Source organism: Actinoplanes sp. NPDC049802 (assembly GCF_040656595.1).
GTDB lineage: Bacteria > Actinomycetota > Actinomycetes > Mycobacteriales > Micromonosporaceae > Actinoplanes.
The window spans coordinates 38,699-63,477 of the sequence record NZ_JBFAMR010000010.1 but is presented as its reverse complement, the minus strand read 5'-3'; the positions used below and the strand labels follow the sequence as shown (position 1 = coordinate 63,477).

The window sequence follows — 24,779 nt, the reverse complement described above, 5'->3', positions numbered from 1 at the left end:
CGGCTCCTCAGCGGGTACGGCGGTAGAAGGGCAGGGCGACGACCTCGGCGTCGACCCGGGCGCCGCGAACGTCGACGGCGAGTTTCGTTCCCGGTTCGGCCAGTGCGGCCGGCACCTGGGCCATCGCGACCGGATGGCCGAGCGTGGGGGAGAGGGCGCCGCTGGTCACCACACCGGCATCGGTGCCCTCGTGCAGCACCCGGTAACCGGCCCGGGGCGCGCGGCGGCCCTCGGTCACCAGGCCGGCGAGCAGCGTCTCCGGGCCGGTCGCGGCCACCGGCCGCAGCGCGGCCGCGCCCACGAAGTCCGGCTTGTCCAGGGCCACCACCCGGCCGAGACCGGCGTGGAACGGGGTGGAACGCACCGACAGCTCGTGGCCGTACAGCGGCATGCCCGCCTCCAGGCGCAGCGTGTCCCGGCAGGCCAGCCCGCACGGCCGCGCCCCACGCGACGCCGCCCACTCCCAGATCGCCGGGGCGTCCCCGGCGTCGCAGTAGATCTCGAAACCGTCCTCGCCGGTGTAGCCGGTCCGGGCCAGCAGCACGTCCCGGCCGGCCAGCCGCTCCGGGCGGATGCCGTAGTAGGGCAGGTCGGCGCCGGTGCCGAGCACGTCCAGCGACATCGGGCCCTGCACCGCGATCAGGGCGCCGGGCCGCTCGCCGATGCGTACGGCGTACCCGTTGGAGTGCTCGCCCAGCATGGCCCGGACCACCGCGGCGTTGGCCGCGTTGGCCACCACCAGGAACTCCCGCTCGGCCAGCCGGTAGACGACCAGATCGTCGAGGACGCCGCCGGTGGTGTGGCACAGCATCGTGTACTTGGCGCGGCCCACCTTCACCGCCGACATGCGGCCCACCAGCGCGTAGTCGAGGAAACCGGGATCGCCGGAGACCCGGATCCGGCCCATGTGGCTCAGATCGAACAGGCCGGCGTCCTCCCGGACCGTGTGATGCTCGGCCAGGTCACTGCCGTACCGCAGCGGCATCGACCAGCCGGCGAAGTCGGTGAAGGAAGCGCCCAGACGGGTGTGGACGTCGAACAGCGCGGTGCGTCTCAACGGGGAGGCTCCTGTGGTAGCGGGTGGGCCTCCCTCGCTCTGTCATGGGGCCTGAGAGGTTCACCGCCGGGGCGGCTTGCACCGTGGGCGCGGACCGCTGGCGGCGGCCCGACTTTCCAGAGTCGCCTGACCAGACGCGGTACCTGAGCCTGAGAGATTCTGAGGGAGAAGTTGCTCCTTCGGCGCCCCGGCCCGGGGGCTGGGGGCTCTCCCGCGACGGTTGCAGCGGCGAAGTGTTCGGTTGTGGGCCAGAAACTATCCGCCCGGCGATCGACCGGTCAAGCCGGGGCGGTGACCTCGGGTGTTCACACTCGTGCGGCCCTCAGTGGGCTTTCAAGCGGCGCCACCCGGGGGAGCGCCGCAGACGCAGAACCGGTTGCCCTCCGGGTCGGCCAGGACGACGTACTCCGGCTCGGCCGGATGGCTCTCGCCCGGCTTCGGGTAGAACGGCCAGTCGACCCGCCGTGCGCCCAGCCCGAGGAGCCGGTCCACCTCCGCTTCCAGATCGCCGTGCTCGTCCTGGATGTCGAAGTGGATCCGGGGCTGCTCCTGCACCGGGCTCTCGCTGACGTCCATCGCGATCGGCGCGCCGGGCACGCCGGGCGGCGGCTCGATCACGATCCAGTCGTCGCCGGCCCACCGGGGTGGGCGGCGCACATAGCCGAGAGCCGCCATCCAGAAGTCGCCCGCCCGCTTGTCGTCCGCCACACCGAGTGAGATCTGCGCGACCATCGCCATGCCCCCGATCCTAGGAGGCAACGATCGTTGCTCAAGATACCGGGAGCAACGTATGTTGCCCTCATGTTGGAGGAGCTGCGCCGCCTGACCGAGTCGATCGCCGAGATGGAGGTCCGCCGCACCCGGATCATCAGCCGGCTCCGGCGGGAGCACGCCGCCAGCTGGGACGAGATCGGCAGAGCGTGCGGCATGACCCGGCAGGGCGCCACCCGCCGCTGGTCCAGGACGCTGCACGCCGGCTCGTTCGGCAGCGCCGTCGGCGCCTACCACCGCGGCCGGCCGCCCTACCCCCGCTCGGCCGTCGAATGGGCCGTTCCCCGCACCGCCCGCCGCGTCCTCGACCTCGGCGCCGGCACCGGCAAACTCACCGAACTGCTCGTCGAAGCCGGACTAGACGTGGTCGCCGTCGAACCGTCCGCCGAGATGCGCGACCAACTGGCCGCCGTCGCCCCGCGCGCCGCGATCTTCGAGGGCACCGCCGAACACATCCCGCTTCCCGGTGCCGACGTGGACGCGATCGTCGTGGCCCAGGCCTGGCACTGGGTAGACCCCGCCCAGGCGGTCCCCGAAGCGGCCCGGGTGTTGCGGCCCGGCGGCACGCTCAGCCTCCTGTGGAACGTCCGCGACCACACCGAGGAGTGGGTCGCCCTCCTCGACGGCATCCTCCACCAGCACACCCGTCAGGAGATCGACACCAACCCCGTCATCGGTACGCCGTTCGCCGCCCCCGAACGCACCGAGATCCGCTGGCGGCACACCCTCACCCGGCAGGCGCTGCTCGACATGGTCGCGTCCCGCAGCTACGTGATCGTGCTGTCCGAACCGGAACGCCGCGACCTGCTCGCCGCCGTCGAGGACCTCCTCGGCACCCACCCCGCCCTACGCGGCCGCGACGAGATCACCATGCCGTACGTCACCCGCTGCACCCGAGCCCACCTGCCCCACTGACCCGCAAACCACTGCGCGACGACCGTGGGCCGGGTCTACCGGCGGGGCAGAGGGCGGCGCAGGATGTGGTTCAAGCCGAAGTCGGTGTCCGAGACGCGGACGTCCACATAACCGAGCCGCTGGTAGAAGCCGTAGCCGGTGATGCTGGATCCGGTCTCCATGTGGTCGAAGCCCTCGGCCGCGGCGAGGTCTTCGATGTGGTGCAGCAGCCGGGAACCGATGCCCCGGCCGTGGAAGTCCGGATGGACGAACATGGTGTAGACCTTGTTGCCGTCCCGGGAGACGGTGCCCGTGATCCCTTCCGACTCGGCGACGAACATCTCCCGTACGCCGGCCAGGTCTTTGATCTTGGCGGGGGTGAAGTGCGCGCACATCCGGTCGATCAGGTCCGGCGGATAGTCGCGGCTGTTGACCGTGCGGAGGCAGAGGCGGATCAGAGCGGCCACCGAGTCGGCGTCGGCGGGACGGAACAGGCGGATCACCTGATGGATGATTTCAGACCGCGTGGATGGCCGCCGTACAGGCTGACCCGGTGATCGGCCTCATGATCGACCGGACCGTGCTGGAAGCGGGCCGGATCCACCGGGCCGTTGCTGACGTGGACCAGCCAGTTCTCGTAATACCAGCTCGGGTTGCACGGGCACGTGGTGACGAGCATCCGGAAGTTGGCCCGGTACCGCCCCACCTGCCCGGGATCCAGCGTGAACAGCCGCGCCGTCGGCATCGACCGCGGGTAGGCGACCGAGGCGGCCGGCGACCGTTCGACGATCAGCCGGCCGTCACGGACGGTCAGGCGCACCCCCGGATCCTGGTCGCTGTCGACCAGCACCTCGTCACGGGGACGGTAGCCGTCCGCCTCGTCGAACAACGTCTCGTGCACGACCAGGCCGCCGGCCGGCAGCGGATCCGGCAGGGCGACCGGCCGGTCCAGGCCGCGGCGGGCATTCGCATGCGCCGCACCGCGCGACGCCGGGCCCCAGCGCACCCGCACCCGCTGAATGGTGACCATGTGCCCTACCCTGACCTCCGCCGTCACTGTCCGCCACGAGTTTTCCGGATAGTAGGACCCGAAAACCTCTGGCATCCTCTCCGGGTGAGCGTGGAGAGATTCTGGAATCTGGTCGAGGCGGCCCGGTCCTCGGTGGCCGACCCGTCGGACGCCGACCAGGTGGGTCTGCGGGCCCGGCGACTGCTCGACGAGCTGCCGCTGGACGAGGTGGCCGAGCTGGCGCGGGCCGAGTGGGAGTTGCGGGCCCGCTCCTACCGGGTCGACCTGTGGGGCGCCGCCTACCTGATCAACGGCGGCTGCTCCGACGACGGATTCGAGTACTTCCGCGGCTGGCTGATCGCCCAGGGCCGCGACGTCTTCGAACGCGCCGTCGCCGACCCCGACACGCTCGCCGATGTGCCGGGCGTGGGCCAGAGCCCGGATCTGGAGTCCGAGGACATGTTCGGCGTCGCCCACCTGGCCTACTGGGATCGTGCCGGCGAGGCGCCCCCGAACACCTCCAATTACCCCGACCGCGGCGAGAGCTGGGATTTCGACGACGATGACCAGCTCCGCCGCCGCCTGCCGCGCCTCCACGCCCTTCTGGAATAGACCCATCGGGTACGCGCGACGTCGCCCCGGAAGAACTGGACCGTCCCGCCCGGCCGGCGCGATCTCACCGCCACCACAGTCTGTGCCGCGCCCGCCGGGCGGAGATCGGTGCCCACCGCGCGATAAAGGCCGGGCGCCGACAACGCGGCGTATGCCAGGATGCCCGGCATGTCGCGTGCCCTGAGCTTCGGAGAGATCGCGGAATCGTATGAGCGGTTCCGCCCCGGCTATCCGGTGGAACTTCTCACCCTGGTGACGCGGTACGCCGGCCGCCCGATCCGGACCGCCCTCGAGATCGGGGCGGGCACCGGCAAGGCGACCCGCCTGTTCGCGGCGCACGGGATCGCCGTCACCGCGACCGACCCGGACGCCGAGATGCTCGCCGAGCTGCGGCGGCACGTGCCGGGGCAGGTCACGACGGTACGGGCCGCGTTCGAGGACCTGGCGCCGGGGGAGACCTTCGGGCTGGTCTTCGCGGCGGCGGCCCTGCACTGGACCCGGCCGTGGCGCCGGTGGCAGCGCCTGGCCGCACTGGTGGAACCGGGCGGGGTGTTCGCCTCGTTCGGTGGCCCGTTCCAGCTCGCCGCCCCCGCGGTCGAGCAAGCGGTGCAGGCGGCCCGCGCGCCGTTCCTGGACAGCGACGAGATCCCCTCACCGGACGGGACGCCGCCGGAGCACGCCATGCAGTGGCCGGGCAGCGAGCTGCGACGGTCCCCCTGGTTCACCGACGTCCGGCAGGAGGTCATCGAGCGGCGGTTCACGATGGCCGCCGCCGACTACGTGGGGCACCTGTCCACCGTCTCCGCCTACCTGCAGTTGCCGTCCGTGGACCGCGAGCAGGTGTTCGACCGCATCCTGGCAGTGTTGCCACCCACCGTCGAGATCAACGCCGACATCACCGCCCACCTCGCCCGCCGGACCGCCGTGCCGGCCGCGTGACCCGGCTTCACCGGGCCGGACGCGGGAACTCGTCCGGCCCCGGTGGTTCGAGGCTGCCGCCGCGCTGTTCCGGGCGGTCCTCACGCTATGAGCAGACGAAGGCCGAGTTCCGCGGCGTCGAGAGCGACGAGATCACGGTTGTGCTCGGCCCATCGGCCGGAGGCCAGGTCTTCGCGGAGCCTGCCCACCGCCCGCTGCTCGGCCTGCGGTCCGACCCTGGTCCAGACCGATACCGCGCGGCGCACCTGTTCGTCCAGATAGGCTTCGGGCCGGCGCCAATGCGCCTCGAAGAAGCCGTCAGCGCAGTCCCACGGAACGAGTACCGGCTCCGCGCGGCCTCCGATCGCTCGCGTGAGGTCGGCCAAGGACGGCCGGCCGGTGAGGAGATCAGCGAACTCCGGCAGGTAGTCGCGGGTGAGCCAGAACCGCTCGCGCCAGCCCGGGTCGTCGGCGTCGTAGGCGAACACGACCACGCGGCGGGCCACCCGCTTCATCTCCCGCAGCCCGGCGACCGGGTCCGGCCAGTGATGGACGGTGCTGACCGCCATGGCGGCGTCGAACGACTGGTCCCCGAACGGCAGGTTCCCGGCTCCGGCCGCGACGCACGGTGCGGCATCCGCCGGACGGAGTGCCCGCATGACAGCTGACGGCTCCACCGCCGTGACGTCACGGTCCGGTGGTTCGTAGGAGCCGGTACCTGCTCCGACGTTCAACACCGTTCGAGCGTCCCCGAGCGCGTCCCAGATGCGTGCCGCGATCCGGGGTTCGGTTCGTCGAGTGGCCGGGTAGGCGGCCCCGATGGCGTCGTAAAGCTGCGCGCCGAACATTCTCAGTTGCTCCTCCGGGGTTGTCCTGATTCCCATTGCTCGCGCCTGAAGTTCCCTGTCGATGGCCGTCACCATGGCAGCAGCACGGTCCCGCTGTTCCCGCAGCAGGCCTCGTAGCCGGCGCAGATGCGCGACCGCGTCGGTGGCCGGGTCGTCAACCAGATCGGTGATCTCCCGCAGTCCGAAACCGAGCCGCCGGTAGGCGAGCACTTCCCGCAGCCTTCCACGTCGTCTGCCGAATAGGCGCGGTATCCCGCGACGGTCCGTGCCGATGGCTGCAACAGGCCGATCGCGTCGTAGTGATGCAGTGTGCGGACGGTCACGCCGGCCAGTTCGGCCACACGTCCTACGGTCAGGTGCTCCTCCACGCCTCCGACTATGTGGCATGACGCCACGTGAGGCACAAGCGCTCCGTCGACGACCCCGTTCGGTGACTCACCAATCGGAACAGCAGGGATCGCGCCGACCGAGCCGCCGACGGTCACGGGCCGCAAGCGACCCATAGCAGTGGCGTACAGTGCGGAGTCGATCTTGATCGGCGCCGGCCGTCCAGAGCCTGAGGAGCATGATGTTGAGTTCGGTCCGCCGCCGGGCATACACGGTGACCGCTGTCCTGGCTGCCCTGGCCACCGCGGCCGGATGCAGCACAGGGTCGATCGCCGACCAGACGCCCCAGCCGTTGACCGACGACCAGGCGGGCGCGGAATGCCGGCGCGGCCTCACCGAGCTCAACGGCGAGACCGCCGACCGGCTCGAGCAGCGGTTCGTGGCCCGCGACGGTGACAATCAGATCCGCGTCTACGTCTCCGAAGCCGACAAGTGGATCAGCACCTGCCAGCTCGGTCCCTTCGGGCATGAGGCGACGTTCGGCTCGAGGATGGACGACGAGCCGCACGACCGGATCACCTTCTACGGCGGGGCGGACGCTGTACTCAAGGCCCACCTGCTGATCGGGCGCCTGCCCACCAAGGCGATCACGATCACGGCGTCGCTGCCGTCCGGCGCCACCCTCACCGGCTCCACCGACGGTGATCTGTTCCTGATCTGGGCGCCGGGCACCGAGGTCGAGGGTGCCCGGGTGACCGCACGCACCGCGGACGGCACGGTGGTCACCACCGCGACGGCCCCCGAGTAGGCACCTGAATGCCGGCCGTCCGCGTGTAAGGAAGTGGAACGGCCGGTCCGGCGCCGGAACCGCCCGATCAGCGCACGGATCTCAGGCGCGTAGTTCCGCCTCGCTGCCGGGTGGGCTGGTTGTGCGGGCGGGAAGATTCAGGTCGGAGTACGGCCGGCGAGGGGGAAGCAGCCGGCGAACGGGTCGGGCAGGCGGCGCCAGGCGTCGAAGCCGTCGGCGAGTTCCTCGTCGGTGAGCAGGCAGCTGTCCAGCAGGTCGAGCAGGCCGCTGTCGTCCAGGCCGAAACCGATCAGCGCGAGCACGGTCCGGCGGTCGCCGTAGTAGGGATCCCAGGTCAGGTCGGCGGCGAGGCGGCGCTGGTCGCCGGCTTCCATCCAGCGGTCCTGGGGCAGGGCGGCCAGCCAGTGGCCGAGACCGCCGAGGCTGACGCCGCCGCCGGCCGATTCGAAGCCGACGACGGTGTCCGGCTGGCTGGCGATCCATAGTTGGCCGCGCCCGCGCAGGGCCTCGCCGGTGAGGTAGTCGAGGGCGTCGTGCAGGCGGCGCGGGTGGAACGGGCGCCGGGTCTGGAAGACGACGCTGGTCGACGGGTCGTGTACGCCGATGGCCCGGCCTTCGAGGGCGAGGCCGAGCAGCCCGGGGCGGTCCGGGTCGTGCCGGCGGGCGCCGCGGATCAGGGTGGCCAGGCCGGTGCAGTCGAGGCTGTGCGTGGTGCCGGTGGGCACCTGGACCGCCCATGGGGCGAGCCGGTGCACCAGCGTGCCGAGCCGGTCCAGGCCGGACGGGTCGGTGCTGGGCCGGCTCCACAGGATCACCGTGTCGGAGTACTCGACCTGGTGCACGACCACGTCGGCGACCGCCCGGTGGTCGTCGTCGGCGGCGTGCAGGCCACGATGCCGCAGGTCGTCGGTGCTGGCCAGGTCGTCGAGGAACCGGTCGGCGTCGATGACGGTGACGTACGAGCCGAAGTGGAGGCTGTCGGTCAGCGGCCGGCAGGCGACGGCGACCGCTTCGGGTTCGATGGCCGGTGGCAGGACGAGAAGCAGGTCGCTGCCGGGCCGTTCGCCGGCGAGCCGGGTCAGTGTGGGCAGGACGTCTTCGCGCAGGGTGCAGGAGACGCAGCCGTGCAGCAGGTGGACGGTCGCCTGTTCGAGGATCTCCCGGCCGGTGCGGACGGTGCGGTGCACGATTCCGTCCCGCAGGCGGGTGATGTCGTGGCTGACGGCGATCAGCCGGTCGTCGGCGATCAGCAGGGCCTGGGCGGCGGCGCGCACGGCGCCGGGGGAGAAACCGGACAGCACGGTCACGGTGGTGGTCGTCAGTTTGGTGCTCACGACCCCCATCTTGTTGGAAACGATTTTCATTGTAAAGTCTGGCGCATGTCCTTCGTCTGTGACGTGACCGGCGCGAAGCCCGGCTTCGGCAACGCCGTGTCCCACTCCCATCGGCGCACCCGTCGCCGCTGGAACCCCAACATCCAGCGCCGCCGCTACCGCCTCGCCGACGGCTCCAGCGTCCGGCTCGACGTCAGCACCACCGGAATCAAGATCATCGACCGGGACGGGATCGACGCCGTCATGGCCCGGATCCGCGCCCGGAAGGCGAGCCGCTGATGGCCGGGAGCACCGACGCCCGCCCGGTCGTCAAGCTGCGCAGTACGGCCGGAACCGGATACACGTACGTCACCCGCAAGAACCGCCGCAACGATCCGGACCGCCTGGTCCTGCTCAGATACGACCCGCTGATCCGCCGCCACGTCGATTTCCGGGAAGACCGCTGACGGCCCCGCCGCAGCCTCACCGAGCGCGAGGAACGCCGCGCCGAATCACCAGGGAGCCGCGAGGCTTCCTTCTGATTTACTGCCCGGTGTGGCGGACACCGACTGGTTCCAGGCCGCGACCGCCCCGGACGGCACGGTCGCCGGCTGGGCGTCGCTGCGCTGCTGGACCGAGCAGGACGGTGTGCACGTCTGCCTGACCGGGGGCCGGGTGCGTCCCGCCGACCGGCGCCGCGGTCTCGGTGGCCGTCTCCTCGACGCCACCGAGGCCGCCGCGGCCCGGATCGCCGCCGATCGCGGACTGACCGGTCCGGTGATGCTCGGCGGCAACGCCGACGACGGCGACGTGGGCCGGACCGCGCTGCTGCTCGGCCGCGGCTACGAACGGATCTTCACGATGGTGCTGATGGAGCACGACGGGTCGCCGGTGCCGGCACGGCCGCTGCCGGACGGCGTCACGGTCCGGCCCGCCACCACCGGCGACGCCCGGGCCCTGCACCGGCTCACGGCGAGAGTCTGGGCCGGCCGGCCCTTCTTCGAGCCACGGGACGAAAAACGGCTGGCCGGGTGGCTGCGCCGTTCGGACCTGTCCCGTTTCCAGGTCGCCACCGTCGGCGAGCGGCTGGTCGGCTTCGTGGCGGTGGCCGCCGACCGGATCGAGGACGTCCAGGTCGACCCGGATCTCCGGCGCCGCGGACTGGCGTCGGCCATGGTCACCCGGGCGCTCGGCACGATCGGCGGGCCGGCTCGGCTGTGGACCGAGGAGCACGATCCGGCCGGGGCACGGACCCTCTACGAACGGCTCGGCTTCCGGATCACCGTGCGAGCGCACCGCTATCGCAAACCGCTGCGCTGACGGGCGGAGTCCACGACCTGCTCTCGGAGAATGACCTAGGGGAGGACGACGCAGCGGCGGCAGCGGGCCTCGTAGGTGTACGTGCCGTCGTCCGGCAGCGCCGTCGACGGGGCCAGTTCGCGGATGAACGGCTTGCCGTGCTCCAGCACCTGCGTGTGGGTGGCGTCCAGCGACCGGCACACGTCACACACCGCCCGCCGGTAGATCACCTCGGCGGGAGCCAGTTCGAACAGCGCCCGGACCGGGGCGAACAGCTGACCCCGGTGATCGAGGTCGATGCCGGCGACGACCACCTTGATCCCGGAGCGGACCGCGGCGCCCAGCACGGCGATGTCGTCGACGGTGAACATGTGGATCTCGTCGACGCCGATCACCTCGACGCCGCCGTCCGCCGCCCCGGCCAGGGTGTGCACCTTCACCGTCTGGAGGCTGCCGCCGGACCGTGAGGTCACCGCCGTGTCCCGGCCGTGCCGCGCGGACTGGTAGACGCGGTGCGGGATGTCGGCGTACTGCAGCGGGGACAGCAGGCTGATCATCTCCAGCGACTTGCCGCCCTTCATCGGGCCGAGGATCACGGTCAGGTCCATGCGGTAGACCGTCCCATGATCCACACCGTCGAAGGACAAGCACCGGCCCCGCCGCCGGCCGTCAGACCTTCGCTAAGATCCGCGCCAGCGCGGCCGGGCGGGTCAGCATCGGCCAGTGTCCCGAGTCGATGTCCACCAGCTCGACGTGCTTGGCGCGGGCCAGCTCGGGCATGTCGCCGCCGTCGATCCAGCCGCGCGCCTGCTCGGGGGAGAACTCCGGGCAGATCACCACGACCGGCACGTCGAACCGGCGGTCGTCACCGAGCCGTACGGTGGCGCCGGTCACGCCCTCGGGCACCGGGATCGCCTTCGCGGCGAACGCGGCCCGCGTGTCCGCGTCGATGTCCGCGGACTCGGGCCCCTCGAACGCCTCCCAGCCGGGGAACCGCACCGCGCCGTCGGACGGCGGGATGAACGGGAAGTACTGCTGACCGTCGGCCCACGGGAAACCGCCGATCATCACCACCTTCGCCACCTTCTCCGGCCGGGCGTCGGCCGCCATCCACGCCAGCGAGCACGAACCCGAGTGGCCGGCCACCACGACCGGCCCCGGTTCCGCGTCGACGGCCGCGAGCACCGCCGCGACCTGGTCGTCCAAGGTCGCCGACGTGTTCCCGTCACCCTGCCCGGGCAGCGTCACCGCCACCGCGTTGCCCAGATCCGCGACGACGCCGTCCCACGCCGACGCGTCGAGCCACAATCCACCGAGGAGAAGAATCCGATTCGCTGTCACGGAATCAACCTATGACTGATTGCGGACGATCCATGTCCTAATCTCAGTCGAAGTCGTAGACGGTCGCCGGGACGTCGCGCTCGCACAGCGACGCCACGATCATCGGCTCGATCCGCTCCCACCTCCCACCGGCCAGCCCGCACCCGATCCGCGGCATGTGCACCGAAGCGCCCAGCTCCAGCGCGTGCCCGGCGACGGTTTCCAGGCACTTCCCGATCGCCTCGTACCGCACCGGCGGGCCGGCGCTGCCCGCCTTCAGCCCGTGCTGGCCGACCATGTTCGCCACCCACAGATCCGGCCGCACTCGCACCAGCTGCGTCGCCCCGAGCCCGAAATCGTTGCCGGCCCGCTCGCGATGCCACCGCCGGAACGCCCGTTCCGGCTCCGGCCACCGCTTCGACAGCGCCAGCACGAACCCCTTGCCCCACCCGCCGAGATCGTTGCTCACGTGCGCGATGATCTTCGGGCCCTTCGCCTGCGGGCTGGTGGCGTCACCCTTGACGATCCGCAATTCCAACATCAACAGATCTTCGCGTACGGGCGGCGAGCACCGCGATCGGAATAGTCATGATCATCCAGCCCTCCGGCCGGGGCGTCGGCGATGCTGTGGTGATGCAGTATGTGTCCAGAGCGCCGCGACCTCCGCTCGGCGCGCTGATCGACGACCTCTACTACCTGGAAGGCGCCCCGCCGTACGCCCGGCTGACGCTGCCGCCCGCGCCGTCGGCGCTGCTCATCATCAACCTCGGGGCGCCGTTCCGGATCCGTGCCGGCACCGACGTCGAGCCGGCCGGGTACGCCGACGGCTGCGTGGTCACCATGCCCACCCGCGCGTGGGAGTTCGGCTACCCGCCCCGGACCCGGTCCGTCGGGGTGCACTTCAAGCCGTGGGGGCTGGCGCCGTTCCTGCCGATGCCGGCGGTCGAGCTGTGTGACCGGCCGGTGACGGTGGAACGGGTGTGGGGCCGGTCCGCCGTCACCGGCCTGCGGGACCGCCTGGCCACGGCGGGCGGCCCGCACGAGATGCTGACGTTGCTGGAGGAGGAGCTCAGGCGACGGCTGAGCGAGACCGCCGGTCTGGGGCTGGTCCGCCACATGAGCGGCGTCATCGCGGCGAGCAGCGGGGCGGTGGCGATCGGCGACCTGAGCGTGGCGGCCGGAGTCAGCAGCACCCACCTGGCACAGCGGTTCAAGGAGATCATCGGCGTCACACCGAAGCGGTTGGCCCGAGCCCATCGCTTCACCGCCACCGTGTTCGCGATCGACCCCGCCGGACCGGTCGACTGGGGCGACCTCGCCGGTGGCGCGGGCTACTTCGACCAGGCCCATTTCGGTCACGAGTTCCGGGAGTTCACCGGGCTCACACCGACCCGGTACGTCGAGGTCCGGCGGCGGTTTCTGCGCGAACATCCCGGCCACACGCTCGACGGTTGGCCGCTGCCGGCCGATTGATTTCTTACAAGAGCGGCAGCTCACGACCCGCTAACTTGGGGGCACCCCAAAGCAGAGGAGAGTTCCGTGGGCAAGGTGGTCATGTACGCCTCGGTGTCGGTGGACGGCTTCATCGCGGACGAGAAGGACCGGCCCGGACCGCTGTTCGACTGGTTGACCAGCGGTGACGTCCCGTTGGACTCCAGCGGCGTGTTGAAGGTGTCGCAGCCGTCCTACGACCACACCCGGCCGTACTGGGACCAGATCGGGGCGACGGTCGCCGGTCGCCACGTCTTCGACATGACGGACGGCTGGGACGGTACACCTCCGGGCGGGGTCGACCACGCCGTCATCGTGACCCACCGGCCGGCGCCCGAGGGCTGGAACCCCGGGGCGCCGTTCCACTTCGTCGACGGCGTCGAGGCAGCCGTGGCCAGGGCGCAGGAGCTCGCGGGTGACCGCATCGTCGAGGTCGCCGCCGGCGACGTCGGTGGCCAGGCGCTCGCCGCGGGCCTGGTCGACGAGGTGCGCATGGACGTCGTGCCCGTCGTGTTCGGGTCCGGCAAGCGCTACTTCGGGCCGGTCGACGCACAGCACCTGTTGGAGGATCCCGACGTGGTGATCCAGGGCGACCGGGTGCTTCACGTGCGCTATCGGGTCCGCCGTTGACCGATCCGAGCGGGTAGCCGATCACGGAGCGCAGATACACGTCGGCTGTCACAGTCGGCCCCTGCGGCTCGTCCACTCGGCATGCCCACTGTCTACCTCGTTCTCACCGCCGTCGCCGCCCTGTTCAACGGCAGCGCCGCGACGTTCTATCTGATCGGCCACGAGTACCCGAAAGCTCAGGCCGACCGGAAACGGATCCCACGAAAGTACGTGCCGGTGCTCGGATCCCTGCTCGCGGCGGGGACGGCCGGACTTCTCGCCGGCTTCGCCGTACCGGTGATCGGTCTTCTCGCGGCCGTCGGCCTGGTCCTCTATTTCACCGGAGCGCTGATCGCGCACCTCCGTGCCGGATCCCGGGATCTGACCGGCTGGGCGATCTTCTTCGCCACCAACGTCGCGACCCTGGTGGCTACCCTGATCCACCTATGACGATCACCGAGCTGTATCTGGTCCGGCACGGTCAGGCCGGCGACGACGGGGACCTGTCCGCGCTCGGCCGCGAGCAGGCCGACCGTGCCGGGCGCCGCCTCAGCGCCGTCGCCTTCGACGCGATCCACCACAGCGCAACGCCCCGGGCCGCCCAGACCGCCGAGATCATCGGCCGGCACGTGCCCGCGCCCGGGCACGTGTGCGACCACATGCTGGACCGCACCCCGTACCCCTCCGACCGGTCCGGCTACCCACAAGGCCGGCACTCGTGGCTCGACGAGGTGCCCGTGGAGGAGCGTGACCCGGACGCGGAACGACTGCGGGCCGCCGTCGACCACCTCGGCGCCACCGGCGCCAGCGACCGGCGAGAGCTGCTGATCACCCACAACTTCGTGATCGGCTGGTTCGTGCGGCACGTCATGGACGCCCCCGAGTGGCGGTGGATGAGCCTCTACCAGGACAACTGCGCGCTCACCGTGCTGCGCTGGGCCGGCGGCCGCCCACCCGCCATGATCAGCTTCAACGTGGCGCTGGCCGGCACCTCCTAGCATCGGGGGGACAGCCGACACGCGGAGGCCACCATGCGCAGACTCCCGCCACGATGGATCATCCGGTCAGCCTGGGCGGTCCACCGGGCCCTCTACCGGATCGGCGGGGCACGGCTCAGCCTCAAACGGCCCGGGAACGGCCGCTACGGCCTCTTCCGGTTGACGACCATCGGCCGGCGCAGCGGGCAGCCCCGATCCGTCATCCTCGCGTACTTCGAGGACGGCCCCGACATCGTCACCATGGCCATGAACGGATGGGGCGCCCCCGAGCCGGCCTGGTGGCTCAACCTCCAAGCCCACCCCGACGCCGAGGCCGAACTCGCCGACGGCCCCCGGCCGGTCCGCGGCCGGGCCGCCGTCGGCGAGGAACGCGACCGTCTCTGGGCCCGGTGGCGCGAGATCGACGAAGGCCTCGACGAGTACGCGGCCCTGCGCCCCACCCCGACCGCCGTGGTCGTGCTGGAACGCAGGGCCGCCTGACACTCGGCGGCGCCGCACCGCGCGGGGCACGGCGTCAGAACCGGAAGCCAGCCACCAGCGACTGCAGGTCACCGGACATCCGGGCCAGTTCCACGGTGGCCCGCTGCGACTCGGTGACGCCTTCGGTGGTGCGCCGCGCCGCCGCGGCCAGCGAGTCGATGCTCCCGGCGATGTCACCGACACCACTGGCGGCTTCGCTGACACCGCGGTTCATCTCACTGGTCGTGGCGGTCTGCTCCTCGACCGCGGAGGCGATCGTGGTCTGGTAGTCGCTGATCCGGAGGATCACCTCGGAGATGCCGGCGATCGCGGTGATGGCGGTCGCGGTGTCGGCCTGGATGGCGGCGACCCGGGCCTCGATGTCACTGGTGGCCCGTGCCGTCTCCTGGGCGAGGTCCTTGACCTCGCTGGCCACGACGGCGAAGCCCTTGCCGGCGTCGCCCGCCCGGGCGGCCTCGATCGTGGCGTTCAACGCCAGCAGGTTCGTCTGCTCCGCGATCGACGTGATCATCTTGATCACGTTGCCGATCTCCGCGGACGACTCGCTCAGCTTGGTGACGGTGTGGTTCGTGGCCTCCGCCGCGGCGACCGCTTCACTGGCGACCTCGGCGGCCCGGTTCGCGTTCTCGGCGATCTCGCGGATCGACGCGCCCATCTCCTCCGACCCGGCCGAGACGGTGTGCACGTTGCGGGTCACGTCGGAGGCCGCGTCCGACACCGCCCCGGCCTGCGTGCTGGTCTCCGAGGCGCTGCCGGAGATCTGGGTGCTCGTCCGGGCCAGCCCGTCAGCCGCCGCGGCGACCTCCTGAGCGGTCCGCCGGACGCCGGCGAGCATGGTGCCCAGGGAACTCTGCGCCCGTTCCAGCGACTGCGCCATCATGCCGATCTCGTCGGTGCTGGTCACGGCCACGGTGACACCGAGATCGCCGTCGGCCATCGCGTCGAGGGACACCTTCACCTGCTGGATGGCCCGGCGGATCGCCCGGGCCACGACGTAGGCGAGCGCCAGCGCGAAGGCCAGGCCCACGCCGAGGGCGATGACGAGCGTGCGGGTGTCGGCCGTGGCCTCCCGGTCGGCGTCCTCGGCGAGCCGGGTCGCGTACTCGGTCAGCTCCACCTCGAGGGCGTCCAGGTCCTTCACGAAGGCGGCGATCATGGGGACGCTCACCTCGTTCAGGACGGTCTCGAAACCGGTGCCGCCGTTGTTGGCGAGCGCGGCCGGGACCACCTGCTCGTCCCGGGCCTTCACCCACGCCGTGTAGTGGGTGAGGAACGGCTGCCAGTTCCGCATCCGGGCGCCTTCGGTGGCGGCGAAGTTGTCGATCACCTTCTGGATTCCGGCGTCGTTGTCGGCCAGCTTCTTGACCCACTCGTCCTTGGCCTTCTGCGACCGTACGCCGGACAGGTTGCCGACGATCTGCCGGATGACCACCTGCTTGATGTGGATCTGCCCGCGCAGGTAGACCGGTCCGCTCTGCCACTGCGCGAGCCGGGTGTTCTGCTCGGCGAGTTCGCGCATCGATGTCACCGCCAGCAAGCCGGATCCGGCCGCCACGGCGGCGAGCAGAGCGACGATCGCGAAGATCTTGGTCTGCACGCGAAGGCCGGCGATACGGGTGAACGTGGAGCGCCCGGTGGGTGGGGCGTGGGGGTCGGCCGGCACGGGAATCCTCCATCAGTTGCACAGACAGCGCCTGGCTCCCGGTACGGCCCTGGTCCGGCCGTTCCGAGGTGGCGGAGTCTGATCGGCCGCCGCGGCCGGGAGCTTAGGAGGTGCGCGAGACAGGTTCTCGATGATCACCGGAACGGGACCGGTGTGACGGCCCACGCTCTCGGGCCCCGCTGCCGGGAGCGTTCCGCCGACGCGTTCCCGCCCCTAGGATCGGCGCGTGGCGAGTTGGCGGATGAGTGTCGTGGCGGCCTTCATGCGGCTCGCCCACCAGCGCAGGTTCATCAGTGAGGAGGCCGGGTCGCGGCACCTCGCGCGCCCGAAGGGGCCCTCCGCGCCGCCTTCGGCGATCACCCGGAGGTACGCGGTGAACACCACCCGCGAGCACGGGTTCGACCTGCACCGGGTCCGGCCGTCCGGGCCCGACACCGGCGTGACCGTCGTCTACCTGCACGGCGGGGCGTACACCAGCGAGATCGTCCGGCAGCACTGGGCGCTGATCGGGCACATCGCCGCGCGTACCGGGCATGAGGTGGCCGTGCCCGTCTATGGTCTCGCGCCGCACCACCAGGGTCTCGCCGCGCTGTCCTTCGTGACCGCGGTGATCGGCGACCTGGTGGCCGAGGGCCGCCGCTGCTATCTGGCCGGCGACTCGGCCGGTGGTGGGCTCGCGCTGCTGGCCGCGCAGGCGGTCTCCGGTCAGGCCGGGGGAGTGGCCGGCCTGACCGCGATCGCTCCGTGGCTGGACCTGGCGATCAGCAACCCGGAGGTCGACGCGGTCGAGCCGCACGATCCGTGGCTGCGGCGGCCCGGGTTGCGTGCGATGGCCGTCGCGTGGGCCGGTGACCTTCCGTTGCAGGATCCGCGGCTCAGCCCGCTCTTCGGGGATCTGTCGTGCCTGCCGCCGCTGCAGATCCTCGTCGGCACCCGCGACATCACGCTGCCGGACTGCCGGCTGCTGCGCGACCGGCTGCCGGCGTCGGTGCCGCTGACCTATCACGAGGAGCCGGGCGCCCTGCACGTGTATCCGCTGCTCCCGGTCCCGGAGGCTCGTTCCGGACGGGAGGCGGTCGTCGCTCACATCGCCGGGACCACCGCCGTGGCCCCGGATCAGGAGCCGTAGGGCCCCGGCCGCCCGGGCGCGTGTCGCCGGGGCCGGTGAGCGGCGGGTTTGCGTTCCACGTCCGCTGCGGTGTCAGGTAGAGGCGAAGCGGCGGGAGTCCACTGTGATACGACGCGATCTCGAAGACGAGGCCGGGGCCGCCATGCGGCTGGTCCACACCGATCCGTGGCGGGCGCGGGCCACCGCGCTGCGGGTCCGGGCCGCCGCCCGCCGCGCCGGGGACGCCGCCGCCGAGTCGGCCGCCGAACGGGTGCTCGGCCTGGCCAGGCGGGAGACCCGCAGTGTGCGGTCGGCGGCCCGGCACCTGCGGCGTGCCGTCGCGGTCGCCGACGGTGCCGGGCTGCCGGTGCACGCGGCCCGGGCCCGGATGACGCTCGCGCTGGTGCGGGCCGATCAGGGCGACATCGCCGAAGCGGTACGCCTGGGCGAGGCCGCCGCCGCGCACCTGGAAGGGCTGGAGGCGGCCCGGCTGCGGCACCAGCTCGCCGTGGTCGCCCAGCGCCAGGGTCTGCTCGAGGAGGCGCTGCGTGAGTACGGCGGCGCGCTGACCGTCTTCCGGCGGGAGGGCGACCTGCTGTGGGAGGCGAAACTGCTGAACAACCGGGGCGTCCTGCAGGCCTACCGGGGCCGCCCGGACGCCGCCGAGGCCGACCTGGGCCGCGCCGAACAGCTCTACACACGGCTGGAACAGGACCTGGCCGTCGCCGACGTCCGCTGGAACCGGGGTTTCGCGGCCGGCCGGGCCGGCCGGATCGTCGCGGCGCTCACCCACCTGGCCGCCGCCGAGGAGTACTACACCGCCCACCGCCTCTCCCCGGCCATGATCAGGATGGACCGCTGCGACGTGCTGCTCTCGGCCGGCCTGCACGACGAGGCCCGGGACGTGGCGGCGGCCGTGGTGCACGAGCTCGCCCGCCGCCGGATGCCCGCCGACCTGGCCGAGGCCCGCCTGCTGCTCGCCGCCGCGGCGCTGGCCTGCGGCGACCTGGACTCGGCCCGGCACGCCGCCCGGCTGGCCGGGCGCGCCTTCGACCAGCAGGGCCGGCCCGGCTGGGCGGCGGTGGCCCGGTACACGTTGCTGCGCACCGACTGGGCGGACGGCCAGCGCGGCCCGGCCGTGCTGCGGGCCGCGCTGGCCGGCGCCGCCGAACTGCGGGCCGCCGGATGGGCCGCCCCGGCCGCCGACGCCACCCTGATCGCCGCCCGCTGCGCGCTCGCCGCCGAGCGTACCGGGCAGGCCACCGCGCTGCTGCGGCAGGCCGGCCGGGCCCGGACCGGCGGCCCGGCCGCCCAGCGGGTCAGCGCCTGGCACGCCGAGGCGCTGCTGCGGATCGCCGCCGGAGACCGGCGCGGCGCCCGGGCCGCCCTGCGGGCCGGGCTGCGCGCCCTCGACGAGCACCGGCTCACCCTCGGCGCCACCGAACTGCGGGTCCGCGCCGCCGAACACGGCCTCGACCTGGTCGCCACCGCCCTGTCGCTGGCCGTCGCCGACGGGTCCGCGCGGGACATGCTCACCTGGGCCGAACGCGGCCGGGCCGCCGCCCAGCAGCTGCGCCCGGCCCGGCCGCCCGCCGATCCGCGGCTGGCCGCCGAGATCGCCGAGCTGCGGGCGGTCGCCGCTGAACGGGAACAGGCGCTCGCCGCCGGACGCGACGCGCGCCGGCTGAGCCAGCGGCAGACCCAGCTGGAACGGTCCATTCGTGAGCGCGTACGGCGTACCCGGCCTGGGCGGAGTGTGGCGCACGCGGCCGCGACCGGCCCCGCCGCCTTGTCCGCCCACCTGGGCAGCCGGGTGTTGATCGAGCTGATCACGGTGGCCGGCACCCTGCACGCCGTGGTGCTGGCCGGCGGCCGGCTGACCCGGCACGAGCTGGGGCCGGTCGATCAGATGAACGCCGAGGTACGGGCACTGCGGTTCGCGCTGCAGCGGATGGCGGTCCGGGGCCTGCCGGTGCGGTCCGGCGCGAAACGCCTGGACCGGATGCTGTTCGGGCCGCTGCGGGACCGGCTGGGCGACGCCGGGCTGGTGATCGTGCCGTCCGGGCGGCTGCACGGGGTGCCGTGGCGGATGCTGCCCGGCTGCCGGGACCGCACCGTCACCGTCCCGCCCAGCGCCGCCGCCTGGCTGCGGGCCGTCACCGCCCCACCGGCCGGGGACCGGACGGTGCTGGTCGCCGGGCCGGGACTGCCGGGCGCCGCCGACGAGATCGGCTCACTGTCCGGCCGGTACCCGGGCATGCCGGCGCTGACCGGCCCGGACGCGACGGTGGCCCGGGTGCTGCGGGCCATCGACGGGGCCGGGCGGGTGCACATCGCGGCGCACGGCACGTTCCGGGCGGACAACCCGCAGTTCTCCGCGCTGCGTCTCGGTGACGGGCCGCTGACCACCTACGACCTGGAGACGCTGCGCCGGCCGCCGGGGCTGGTGGTGCTGTCCGCCTGCGACTCGGGACTGTCCACGGTGCATCGCGGCGACGAGCTGATGGGGTTCGCGGCGGCGCTGCTCGCGATGGGCGCCCGGTCGGTGATCGCCACGGTCGCGCCGGTCCGGGACGGCGCCACCCTGGAGGTGATGCTGTGCCTGCACGAGCAGTTGTGGGCCGGGCGGGGACCGGCCGCGGCCCTGGCGGCCGCACAGGACGCCGCCGCGGCCGACGATCCGGCCGCGGCGGCTTTCGTGTGTTACGGGGCGGGCTGACCCCGGTCAGGGCGCCAGCAGGTTCGGCGGCGCCTCCAGGTAGCCGCCGTGCCGCGGGAACGTGCCCAGCAGCCCCGACCGCAGCCGGGCCGCGGCCTCCGAGACGGTCTCGTTCTCCCTGGTGGTGGCCGCGATCCGGGCCGCCACATAGGGTGCGGAGAACGAGGTGCCGCTCCAGGCGATGTAACCGGCGGAGACGATCGGATCGCCGGTGGTGAAGTTCCACGTGCCGGCTGGGTAGGCGCAGTGCACCCCCACGCCGGGCGCGCACGCCGTGATCCAGTCGCCGGAGTTGCTGAACGGCGCCGGCACCTTCTGATCGCCGGTGGTGTCGATGGCGGCCACCGAGAACACCCGGGCGGCCCTGGCCGGGAAGTAGTCCTCGATCTCCGTCTCGGTGTTGCCGGCCGCGGCCACCAGCACCGTCCCGGGTGACAGCACGTCGAACATGGTGGCCAGCTCGTCGACGCTCTCCTCGGGCAGCACGGCTCCACCCAGCGACATGACGATGATCTCGGCCCCGGCGGCGCCGGCCCGTTCGACCGCGGCGGTGAGGTTCAGCTCGTCGGTGACACCGAACTGGTTCAGCACCTGGATCGACGTCAGTTCGGCGTTGGGCGCGTACCGGGCGACGATCCCGGCCACCGCGGTGCCGTGCCCGCCCATCAGGCTGATCGCGCGGGTCGCCGGGTTCTCGTAGACGGGGTCCGGCTCGTGCGTGCCGTGCATCGGGTGCCGGGCGAAGATCGGCAGCGCCAACGACGCCGGGTCCATGCCGGTGTCCAGGATCGCCACCTTCACCGGACGGCTGCCCTCCACCGGCGGCTCCGCCGCGGGCAGCGGGCACGGGGTGGGCCGCGGGTCGGTGCCGGCGCCACCGTGCAGTTTCGGCTGCCCGGTGAAGATCCCGTTGCCGGCGAAGACGTGGTTCAGCCCGACCCGCGGGCGGTCCGGGCGGTTGCGCAGACGCCGGACGATCGCCGGGGCGTCCAGCGCGGAACGACGCCCGAGGCTGCCGGTGGCGCCCGGCAGGACGAACCGGGTCACGCGTGACATGCTGCGCCCCGACACCCCGGGGCGGCGGGCTCCCAGCTCGTTCTCCAGTTCTCCCTGGACCACCCCCACGTCGGGGGTCGCGACGAGAACCTCGTCGGCCATGTAGTAGACGTTGCCGCTCTGGCGGATACGCGGATCGAATTGCCACGGATTCGGGAACTCGGTCGGCTCGGGCATGACTCTCTCGCTCTCTCGGCGTCAGCCGATCGCCACCCAGCCGGTGACGATCGGCGCGGCAGCGGCGCCCCGCAGCCGTACCCGCAACGACCGCACCGCGGGCAGGTCCGCGTCGAACCTGCCCGCGCCGTCGATCGGCCGGCGTACGGCGCCCCCATGATGGAGCAGTTCAACCTCGGTGTGACCGGCCGGATCGACGTGCCCGTCCAGTTCGAACCCGCGCGCGGTGCGGGTCACCCCCAGATGGATACGGGTGCCGTCCGGGCCGGTGGGGCCGAAGACGAGCACCCTGGTGTCGTCCGGGCCCCGGGTCAGCACCTCGGCGTCGGTCAGCGAGTCCCACTCCAGATCGGCGAAGTCCTCGTCGGCCGTACGGAACGCGAACGCCGCAAGCGCATACCGCTCGACCGTCGCGGGCGTCGGATCCGCCCGGGCGATCAGCCCCCGTAGCACGGCGTCGAGTTCCATGTCAGTCATGAGCACGCCCCGGCGCCGGTGATACCTCCACGAGACGGCGAAGTTTCTCCAGACAGCGGCGGCGGGTCGGGCCGAGCGACCCGATCGGCATGTCCAGGGCGGCGGCGGCCTCCGCGTACGACGGCGGCGGCTCGGCCATCAGCACCCGCAGCAGCCGCTGGCAGGAGTCGCCGAGCCGGTCCAGGGCCTGCCACACCCGGGCGGCCAGATCGGCCCGGCGCACCTGCTCGTCGCGGTCCAGCGCCTCGTCCTCGGCGGCCGGCGACGCCCCGGTCCACGTCAGGTCGCCGGTCGGCGTCACCCGGTTGCGGGCGGTCAGCACCCGCAGCGACTCGCGCCGCGCCGTGGTCGCCAGCCAGGCGCCCGCATGCTCCGGCTCCTTGAGCGCGTCGAGGGACCGGGCGAACCGCTCCCACGTCGTCTGGGCCACGTCCTCGGCGTCGGCGGTGCCGAGCCGGTGCGCCCGCGCGACCGACCAGACCAGCCCGGCATAGGCCATGACCAGCGCTTCCCAGGCACGGCTGTCGCCGGCGGCCGCCCGGTGCACCAGCGCGGCCGTCTCGTTCGGCTCCATCGAAGTCTCCTTCGGTCGCCTCTGCGTAACCGGCATGCAGGGGCCCGCACCAGGGACTGTCGCCTAAACGACACACCAGGGGTGATCCGCCGATTAAGCGCCCGTTAAGCGCCGCCCGTTGTGGTCTGCCGGTCAGTTCCACACCCTCCGGACGAGGAGAAGCACCATGGCCGCTCCCAACGCCTTCGACGCCCAGATCAACTCGATCGACCCGGTCGTCCAGGGCAAGAACTTCACCGTCTCCGTGCTGGACGCCACCAAACCGTTCGACGCTCTCGCCGACGTCGAGATCGGCGAGGGCCTGAACGAGTTCGTGAACAAGCACCTGCTCCAGGTGTCGGTCGTCAACCGCAGCACCGCGAACCGGGTCGCCTTCAACGAACTCGAGCAGAAGCTCGCACCACAGGACAACACACCGCGGGCCGAGACCCTGCGCGTCGCGTTCGGGCCGCTCGCGAACGTGACCTCCGGTGACGTCATCGAGCTCGTGGCCACCTACACGGTCACCGCCGGCGTGAACACCAGCGTCACCAACGAGATCAGCGACACCTTCACCATCCAGTGACCGGCGACGAGCGGCTACGCCGGCCGGCGTAGCCGCTCGTACAGTGCTGTCGTCTCGCACGCCGGCCGCACCCGCAGGTCGTCCCAGAGGGTGTCGGCCAGATGCCGGTACTGCACCAGCGCCAGATGCCGCAACCCGGTCCGCGCGTAGCAGAGCATCAGCCCCCGGTGCACGTCCTCGTTGCACGGATCGTCGGCGAGGATCCGGCGGGCCAGCGTCGCGGCCGGACCGTGATCGCCGCGTTCGGTGTACAGCGCCACCAGCCGGCTCTGCGCCTCCAGCGCCAGCGCCCGCAGCGTCTCCCGCCGCCCGGACGCCCAGTCGGCGTACGGCTGATCGGCGAGCAGCCCGCCCCGCCACAGCAGGCCGGCCGCCTCGAGACAGCGCGCCGCCTCGGCCGGGTCGGCCGCCCGCCGCCCGTCCCGGCAGCGCCGCTCGAACTCGTCGGCGTCCGTCCACACCCGCGCCGACCGTACGATCCGGTACGCGTCCAGCGACCGTTCGATCAGCTCCTGAGGCCGCAGCATCCGCCGCGCCCCGGTCAGCGCCACGTGCAGGCTGTTGCGCGCCGCCGCCGGACGGGCCCGCGGCCAGAACGTCTCGCACAGCACGTCGCGCGGCGCCGCCGACTCGCGGTGCGTCAGCAGATAGGCGAGCAGGTCCCGGCTGCGCCGGCTCGCGCCCATGTCGATCAGCCGGCCGTTCACCACCAGCCGGAACTCGCCGAGCAGATACGCCCGGACCGTCACGTCACCCATGCCCATCCAGAGCCGCGTGATACCCGACAGATACTCGCCCGGCCTGCTCGAACAGGACACACTGAGCCGATGAGTGCCGACCTCGGCAGCGTCGAGTTCTACACCGGACCTCCGGTGCTCACCGGGTCGACGAACTTCACGCGTACCGACACCGGCACCAACCCGCCGGACAATCCGGACCAGCGCGGCAACAACCTCAACCATCTGGTGATCCTGCGCGGGCAGACCGCCACGAACCTGTACCTCGGCGAGTTCCAGCGGATGCGTACCGGCACGTTCGGCGCCCTCAACGAGCGGGTCACGTCCCGGCCGGCCGAGTTCCGCCTCGGCCGGATCCGCGTCAAACCGATCTTCGCGCCCTACCACGGGCCGGAGATGGAGATCATGAAACAGATGCTGAAAGCCCGCGAACGCGTCGACTTCGCGATCTTCACCTTCGCCCAGTCGTCCGGCATCGACGACACGATGGCCTGGCTGCTGCGCGCCGGCATCGGTGTCCGCGGCGTCCTCGACCGCGGCCAGGGATCCCAGAAATGGGCCGCCACCAGCGGACTCGTCAGCGCCGGCGCCGAACTGCACGAGAACACCCCCGGCAACGGCGTCCGCAAGGTCCACCACAAACTCATGATCATCGACCGGCGGCTGGTGATCGCCGGCAGCTTCAACTTCACCGCGCCCGCCAACACCCTCAACGACGAGAACATCGTCGTGCTCGGCGACCTCGACGAAACCGACCCGGCGGCCGAACAGGCACAACGGCGGCTCGCCGACTACGCCCTCACCGAGATCGACCGCATCGTCACCGAACTCGCCCGGCCGATCATCCTGTGAAGCCACCTTCGACCGTACGGATGGGACAGGCGCCGTGGCGGCCACGCGGGGCCGGTGCGTGGTCCCGCCAGGCTGTCGGGTATTGCCGCCTGTCAAG

Annotated in this window: 29 protein-coding genes, 1 pseudogene and 1 riboswitch; of the genes and pseudogenes, 16 read left to right on the top strand and 14 right to left on the bottom strand. The window is 72.1% G+C overall.

What is annotated here, in order from left to right; all coding sequences use genetic code 11:
- Window positions 1–7: 7 nt before the first annotated feature.
- Together gcvT and AB0I88_RS10140 are read right to left on the bottom strand one after the other, a co-directional pair.
- Window positions 8–1,057 carry a glycine cleavage system aminomethyltransferase GcvT gene (gene gcvT, locus AB0I88_RS10145; RefSeq protein WP_361020819.1) on the bottom strand — a complete coding sequence of 350 codons (1,050 nt, stop codon included), beginning with the start codon at window positions 1,055–1,057 and terminating at the stop codon, window positions 8–10.
- A 127-nt stretch (window positions 1,058–1,184) separates the two neighbouring features.
- Window positions 1,185–1,281: riboswitch (glycine riboswitch) on the bottom strand.
- Window positions 1,282–1,390: 109 nt separating this feature from the next.
- A complete protein-coding gene (locus AB0I88_RS10140; protein ID WP_361020817.1) occupies window positions 1,391–1,795 on the bottom strand; it encodes a VOC family protein in 405 nt (134 codons plus the stop codon).
- 63 nt (window positions 1,796–1,858) lie between these two features.
- Between AB0I88_RS10140 and AB0I88_RS10135 the strand changes: the two genes are divergently transcribed.
- Entirely contained in the window at window positions 1,859–2,743 is an 885-nt protein-coding gene (locus AB0I88_RS10135; RefSeq protein ID WP_361020815.1) for a methyltransferase domain-containing protein, read from the top strand.
- Window positions 2,744–2,778: 35 nt separating this feature from the next.
- Here the strand turns inward: AB0I88_RS10135 and AB0I88_RS10130 are convergent, their stop codons facing one another.
- Together AB0I88_RS10130 and AB0I88_RS10125 are read right to left on the bottom strand one after the other, a co-directional pair.
- On the bottom strand, window positions 2,779–3,225 hold the full coding sequence (locus tag AB0I88_RS10130) for a GNAT family N-acetyltransferase (protein WP_361020813.1): 447 nt from the start codon (window positions 3,223–3,225) through the stop codon (window positions 2,779–2,781).
- Window positions 3,222–3,752, bottom strand: a complete 531-nt coding sequence (locus AB0I88_RS10125) for a hypothetical protein (protein ID WP_361020811.1) — start codon at window positions 3,750–3,752, stop codon at window positions 3,222–3,224. The genes AB0I88_RS10130 and AB0I88_RS10125 overlap by 4 nt, the downstream gene beginning before the upstream one ends.
- A gap of 84 nt (window positions 3,753–3,836) precedes the next feature.
- Here AB0I88_RS10125 and AB0I88_RS10120 point away from each other — a divergent pair, with 84 nt between their 5' ends.
- Together AB0I88_RS10120 and AB0I88_RS10115 are read left to right on the top strand one after the other, a co-directional pair.
- Complete coding sequence (locus AB0I88_RS10120) at window positions 3,837–4,343, top strand: DUF4240 domain-containing protein (protein ID WP_361020809.1); 507 nt, start codon at window positions 3,837–3,839, stop codon at window positions 4,341–4,343.
- Between the two features lie 168 nt (window positions 4,344–4,511).
- Complete coding sequence (locus tag AB0I88_RS10115; protein ID WP_361020807.1) at window positions 4,512–5,282, top strand: class I SAM-dependent methyltransferase; 771 nt, start codon at window positions 4,512–4,514, stop codon at window positions 5,280–5,282.
- An 80-nt stretch (window positions 5,283–5,362) separates the two neighbouring features.
- Here AB0I88_RS10115 and AB0I88_RS10110 read toward each other — a convergent pair.
- A pseudogene (locus AB0I88_RS10110) lies at window positions 5,363–6,477 on the bottom strand (MerR family transcriptional regulator).
- Window positions 6,478–6,674: 197 nt separating this feature from the next.
- Between AB0I88_RS10110 and AB0I88_RS10105 the strand changes: the two are divergent.
- Window positions 6,675–7,244 carry a hypothetical protein gene (locus AB0I88_RS10105; protein ID WP_361020805.1) on the top strand — a complete coding sequence of 190 codons (570 nt, stop codon included), beginning with the start codon at window positions 6,675–6,677 and terminating at the stop codon, window positions 7,242–7,244.
- A 137-nt stretch (window positions 7,245–7,381) separates the two neighbouring features.
- Here the strand turns inward: AB0I88_RS10105 and AB0I88_RS10100 are convergent, their stop codons facing one another.
- Window positions 7,382–8,578, bottom strand: a complete 1,197-nt coding sequence (locus AB0I88_RS10100) for a GTP-binding protein (RefSeq protein WP_361020803.1) — start codon at window positions 8,576–8,578, stop codon at window positions 7,382–7,384.
- A gap of 45 nt (window positions 8,579–8,623) precedes the next feature.
- Here AB0I88_RS10100 and rpmB point away from each other — a divergent pair, with 45 nt between their 5' ends.
- From rpmB to AB0I88_RS10085, 3 genes are all read left to right on the top strand, one after another.
- Window positions 8,624–8,857: a 50S ribosomal protein L28 gene (rpmB, locus tag AB0I88_RS10095; RefSeq protein ID WP_361020801.1), complete on the top strand. Its 234-nt coding sequence runs from the start codon at window positions 8,624–8,626 to the stop codon at window positions 8,855–8,857.
- Complete coding sequence (gene rpmG / locus AB0I88_RS10090; RefSeq protein WP_361020799.1) at window positions 8,857–9,024, top strand: 50S ribosomal protein L33; 168 nt, start codon at window positions 8,857–8,859, stop codon at window positions 9,022–9,024. The genes rpmB and rpmG overlap by 1 nt, the downstream gene beginning before the upstream one ends.
- Window positions 9,025–9,112: 88 nt before the next feature.
- Window positions 9,113–9,877 (top strand): GNAT family N-acetyltransferase, encoded by a 765-nt coding sequence (locus AB0I88_RS10085; protein WP_361020797.1) that lies wholly within the window; start codon window positions 9,113–9,115, stop codon window positions 9,875–9,877.
- 35 nt (window positions 9,878–9,912) lie between these two features.
- Here the strand turns inward: AB0I88_RS10085 and AB0I88_RS10080 are convergent, their stop codons facing one another.
- The 3 genes from AB0I88_RS10080 to AB0I88_RS10070 form a co-directional block, all read right to left on the bottom strand.
- Window positions 9,913–10,464 (bottom strand): thymidine kinase, encoded by a 552-nt coding sequence (locus AB0I88_RS10080; RefSeq protein ID WP_361020795.1) that lies wholly within the window; start codon window positions 10,462–10,464, stop codon window positions 9,913–9,915.
- Between the two features lie 61 nt (window positions 10,465–10,525).
- Window positions 10,526–11,197 carry an alpha/beta hydrolase gene (locus AB0I88_RS10075; protein ID WP_361020792.1) on the bottom strand — a complete coding sequence of 224 codons (672 nt, stop codon included), beginning with the start codon at window positions 11,195–11,197 and terminating at the stop codon, window positions 10,526–10,528.
- 43 nt (window positions 11,198–11,240) lie between these two features.
- A complete protein-coding gene (locus tag AB0I88_RS10070) occupies window positions 11,241–11,717 on the bottom strand; it encodes a macro domain-containing protein (RefSeq protein ID WP_361020790.1) in 477 nt (158 codons plus the stop codon).
- Window positions 11,718–11,809: 92 nt separating this feature from the next.
- On the opposite strand from AB0I88_RS10070, the gene AB0I88_RS10065 reads away from it, so the two are divergent.
- The 5 genes from AB0I88_RS10065 (at window position 11,810) to AB0I88_RS10045 (ending at window position 14,754) form a co-directional block, all read left to right on the top strand.
- Window positions 11,810–12,649 carry a helix-turn-helix domain-containing protein gene (locus AB0I88_RS10065; RefSeq protein ID WP_361020788.1) on the top strand — a complete coding sequence of 280 codons (840 nt, stop codon included), beginning with the start codon at window positions 11,810–11,812 and terminating at the stop codon, window positions 12,647–12,649.
- Window positions 12,650–12,715: 66 nt separating this feature from the next.
- On the top strand, window positions 12,716–13,297 hold the full coding sequence (locus tag AB0I88_RS10060) for a dihydrofolate reductase family protein (RefSeq protein WP_361020786.1): 582 nt from the start codon (window positions 12,716–12,718) through the stop codon (window positions 13,295–13,297).
- A gap of 81 nt (window positions 13,298–13,378) precedes the next feature.
- Window positions 13,379–13,726, top strand: coding sequence for a DoxX family protein (locus AB0I88_RS10055; RefSeq protein ID WP_361020784.1), 348 nt, complete (start codon window positions 13,379–13,381; stop codon window positions 13,724–13,726).
- On the top strand, window positions 13,723–14,274 hold the full coding sequence (locus tag AB0I88_RS10050; protein WP_361020782.1) for a histidine phosphatase family protein: 552 nt from the start codon (window positions 13,723–13,725) through the stop codon (window positions 14,272–14,274). Before AB0I88_RS10055 ends, AB0I88_RS10050 begins: the two co-directional genes overlap by 4 nt.
- Window positions 14,275–14,307: 33 nt before the next feature.
- Window positions 14,308–14,754 carry a nitroreductase family deazaflavin-dependent oxidoreductase gene (locus tag AB0I88_RS10045; protein ID WP_361020780.1) on the top strand — a complete coding sequence of 149 codons (447 nt, stop codon included), beginning with the start codon at window positions 14,308–14,310 and terminating at the stop codon, window positions 14,752–14,754.
- A gap of 34 nt (window positions 14,755–14,788) precedes the next feature.
- Here the strand turns inward: AB0I88_RS10045 and AB0I88_RS10040 are convergent, their stop codons facing one another.
- Window positions 14,789–16,417: a methyl-accepting chemotaxis protein gene (locus AB0I88_RS10040; RefSeq protein ID WP_361020778.1), complete on the bottom strand. Its 1,629-nt coding sequence runs from the start codon at window positions 16,415–16,417 to the stop codon at window positions 14,789–14,791.
- Window positions 16,418–16,643: 226 nt separating this feature from the next.
- Between AB0I88_RS10040 and AB0I88_RS10035 the strand changes: the two genes are divergently transcribed.
- Window positions 16,644–17,546, top strand: a complete 903-nt coding sequence (locus AB0I88_RS10035; RefSeq protein WP_361020776.1) for an alpha/beta hydrolase — start codon at window positions 16,644–16,646, stop codon at window positions 17,544–17,546.
- A 103-nt stretch (window positions 17,547–17,649) separates the two neighbouring features.
- The gene (locus AB0I88_RS10030; RefSeq protein WP_361020774.1) at window positions 17,650–20,244 is read left to right on the top strand and encodes a CHAT domain-containing tetratricopeptide repeat protein; all 2,595 of its coding nucleotides are present in this window, start codon (window positions 17,650–17,652) and stop codon (window positions 20,242–20,244) included.
- Window positions 20,245–20,250: 6 nt separating this feature from the next.
- Here AB0I88_RS10030 and AB0I88_RS10025 read toward each other — a convergent pair whose 3' ends face one another.
- From AB0I88_RS10025 to AB0I88_RS10015, 3 genes are read right to left on the bottom strand one after another with little or no spacing between them, the layout of a single operon-like run.
- Window positions 20,251–21,477: a S8 family serine peptidase gene (locus tag AB0I88_RS10025; protein ID WP_361020772.1), complete on the bottom strand. Its 1,227-nt coding sequence runs from the start codon at window positions 21,475–21,477 to the stop codon at window positions 20,251–20,253.
- Window positions 21,478–21,498: 21 nt separating this feature from the next.
- Complete coding sequence (locus AB0I88_RS10020; protein ID WP_361020770.1) at window positions 21,499–21,954, bottom strand: hypothetical protein; 456 nt, start codon at window positions 21,952–21,954, stop codon at window positions 21,499–21,501.
- Entirely contained in the window at window positions 21,947–22,528 is a 582-nt protein-coding gene (locus AB0I88_RS10015) for a sigma-70 family RNA polymerase sigma factor (RefSeq protein ID WP_361020768.1), read from the bottom strand. Before AB0I88_RS10015 ends, AB0I88_RS10020 begins: the two co-directional genes overlap by 8 nt.
- A gap of 166 nt (window positions 22,529–22,694) precedes the next feature.
- Between AB0I88_RS10015 and AB0I88_RS10010 the strand changes: the two genes are divergently transcribed.
- Entirely contained in the window at window positions 22,695–23,093 is a 399-nt protein-coding gene (locus tag AB0I88_RS10010; protein ID WP_361020766.1) for a hypothetical protein, read from the top strand.
- 14 nt (window positions 23,094–23,107) lie between these two features.
- On the opposite strand, the gene AB0I88_RS10005 is transcribed toward AB0I88_RS10010, so the two are convergent.
- A complete protein-coding gene (locus tag AB0I88_RS10005) occupies window positions 23,108–23,851 on the bottom strand; it encodes a BTAD domain-containing putative transcriptional regulator (RefSeq protein WP_361020764.1) in 744 nt (247 codons plus the stop codon).
- Between the two features lie 69 nt (window positions 23,852–23,920).
- On the opposite strand from AB0I88_RS10005, the gene AB0I88_RS10000 reads away from it, so the two are divergent.
- Window positions 23,921–24,682, top strand: a complete 762-nt coding sequence (locus tag AB0I88_RS10000) for a phospholipase D-like domain-containing protein (protein ID WP_361020762.1) — start codon at window positions 23,921–23,923, stop codon at window positions 24,680–24,682.
- Window positions 24,683–24,779 lie beyond the last annotated feature (97 nt).

Coding starts and splice junctions, on each gene's coding strand:
- AB0I88_RS10135 (WP_361020815.1), top strand. CDS start 1,859: ATGTTGGAGGAGCTGCGCCGCCTGACCGAGTCGATCGCCGAGATGGAG.
- AB0I88_RS10125 (WP_361020811.1), bottom strand. CDS start 3,752: ATGGTCACCATTCAGCGGGTGCGGGTGCGCTGGGGCCCGGCGTCGCGC.
- rpmG (WP_361020799.1), top strand. CDS start 8,857: ATGGCCGGGAGCACCGACGCCCGCCCGGTCGTCAAGCTGCGCAGTACG.
- AB0I88_RS10010 (WP_361020766.1), top strand. CDS start 22,695: ATGGCCGCTCCCAACGCCTTCGACGCCCAGATCAACTCGATCGACCCG.
- AB0I88_RS10000 (WP_361020762.1), top strand. CDS start 23,921: ATGAGTGCCGACCTCGGCAGCGTCGAGTTCTACACCGGACCTCCGGTG.
- AB0I88_RS10140 (WP_361020817.1), bottom strand. CDS start 1,795: ATGGCGATGGTCGCGCAGATCTCACTCGGTGTGGCGGACGACAAGCGG.
- AB0I88_RS10055 (WP_361020784.1), top strand. CDS start 13,379: ATGCCCACTGTCTACCTCGTTCTCACCGCCGTCGCCGCCCTGTTCAAC.
- AB0I88_RS10005 (WP_361020764.1), bottom strand. CDS start 23,851: ATGGGTGACGTGACGGTCCGGGCGTATCTGCTCGGCGAGTTCCGGCTG.
- AB0I88_RS10050 (WP_361020782.1), top strand. CDS start 13,723: ATGACGATCACCGAGCTGTATCTGGTCCGGCACGGTCAGGCCGGCGAC.
- AB0I88_RS10065 (WP_361020788.1), top strand. CDS start 11,810: ATGCAGTATGTGTCCAGAGCGCCGCGACCTCCGCTCGGCGCGCTGATC.
- AB0I88_RS10045 (WP_361020780.1), top strand. CDS start 14,308: ATGCGCAGACTCCCGCCACGATGGATCATCCGGTCAGCCTGGGCGGTC.
- rpmB (WP_361020801.1), top strand. CDS start 8,624: ATGTCCTTCGTCTGTGACGTGACCGGCGCGAAGCCCGGCTTCGGCAAC.
- AB0I88_RS10080 (WP_361020795.1), bottom strand. CDS start 10,464: ATGGACCTGACCGTGATCCTCGGCCCGATGAAGGGCGGCAAGTCGCTG.
- AB0I88_RS10020 (WP_361020770.1), bottom strand. CDS start 21,954: ATGACTGACATGGAACTCGACGCCGTGCTACGGGGGCTGATCGCCCGG.
- AB0I88_RS10025 (WP_361020772.1), bottom strand. CDS start 21,477: ATGCCCGAGCCGACCGAGTTCCCGAATCCGTGGCAATTCGATCCGCGT.
- AB0I88_RS10115 (WP_361020807.1), top strand. CDS start 4,512: ATGTCGCGTGCCCTGAGCTTCGGAGAGATCGCGGAATCGTATGAGCGG.
- AB0I88_RS10105 (WP_361020805.1), top strand. CDS start 6,675: ATGATGTTGAGTTCGGTCCGCCGCCGGGCATACACGGTGACCGCTGTC.
- AB0I88_RS10070 (WP_361020790.1), bottom strand. CDS start 11,717: ATGTTGGAATTGCGGATCGTCAAGGGTGACGCCACCAGCCCGCAGGCG.
- AB0I88_RS10015 (WP_361020768.1), bottom strand. CDS start 22,528: ATGGAGCCGAACGAGACGGCCGCGCTGGTGCACCGGGCGGCCGCCGGC.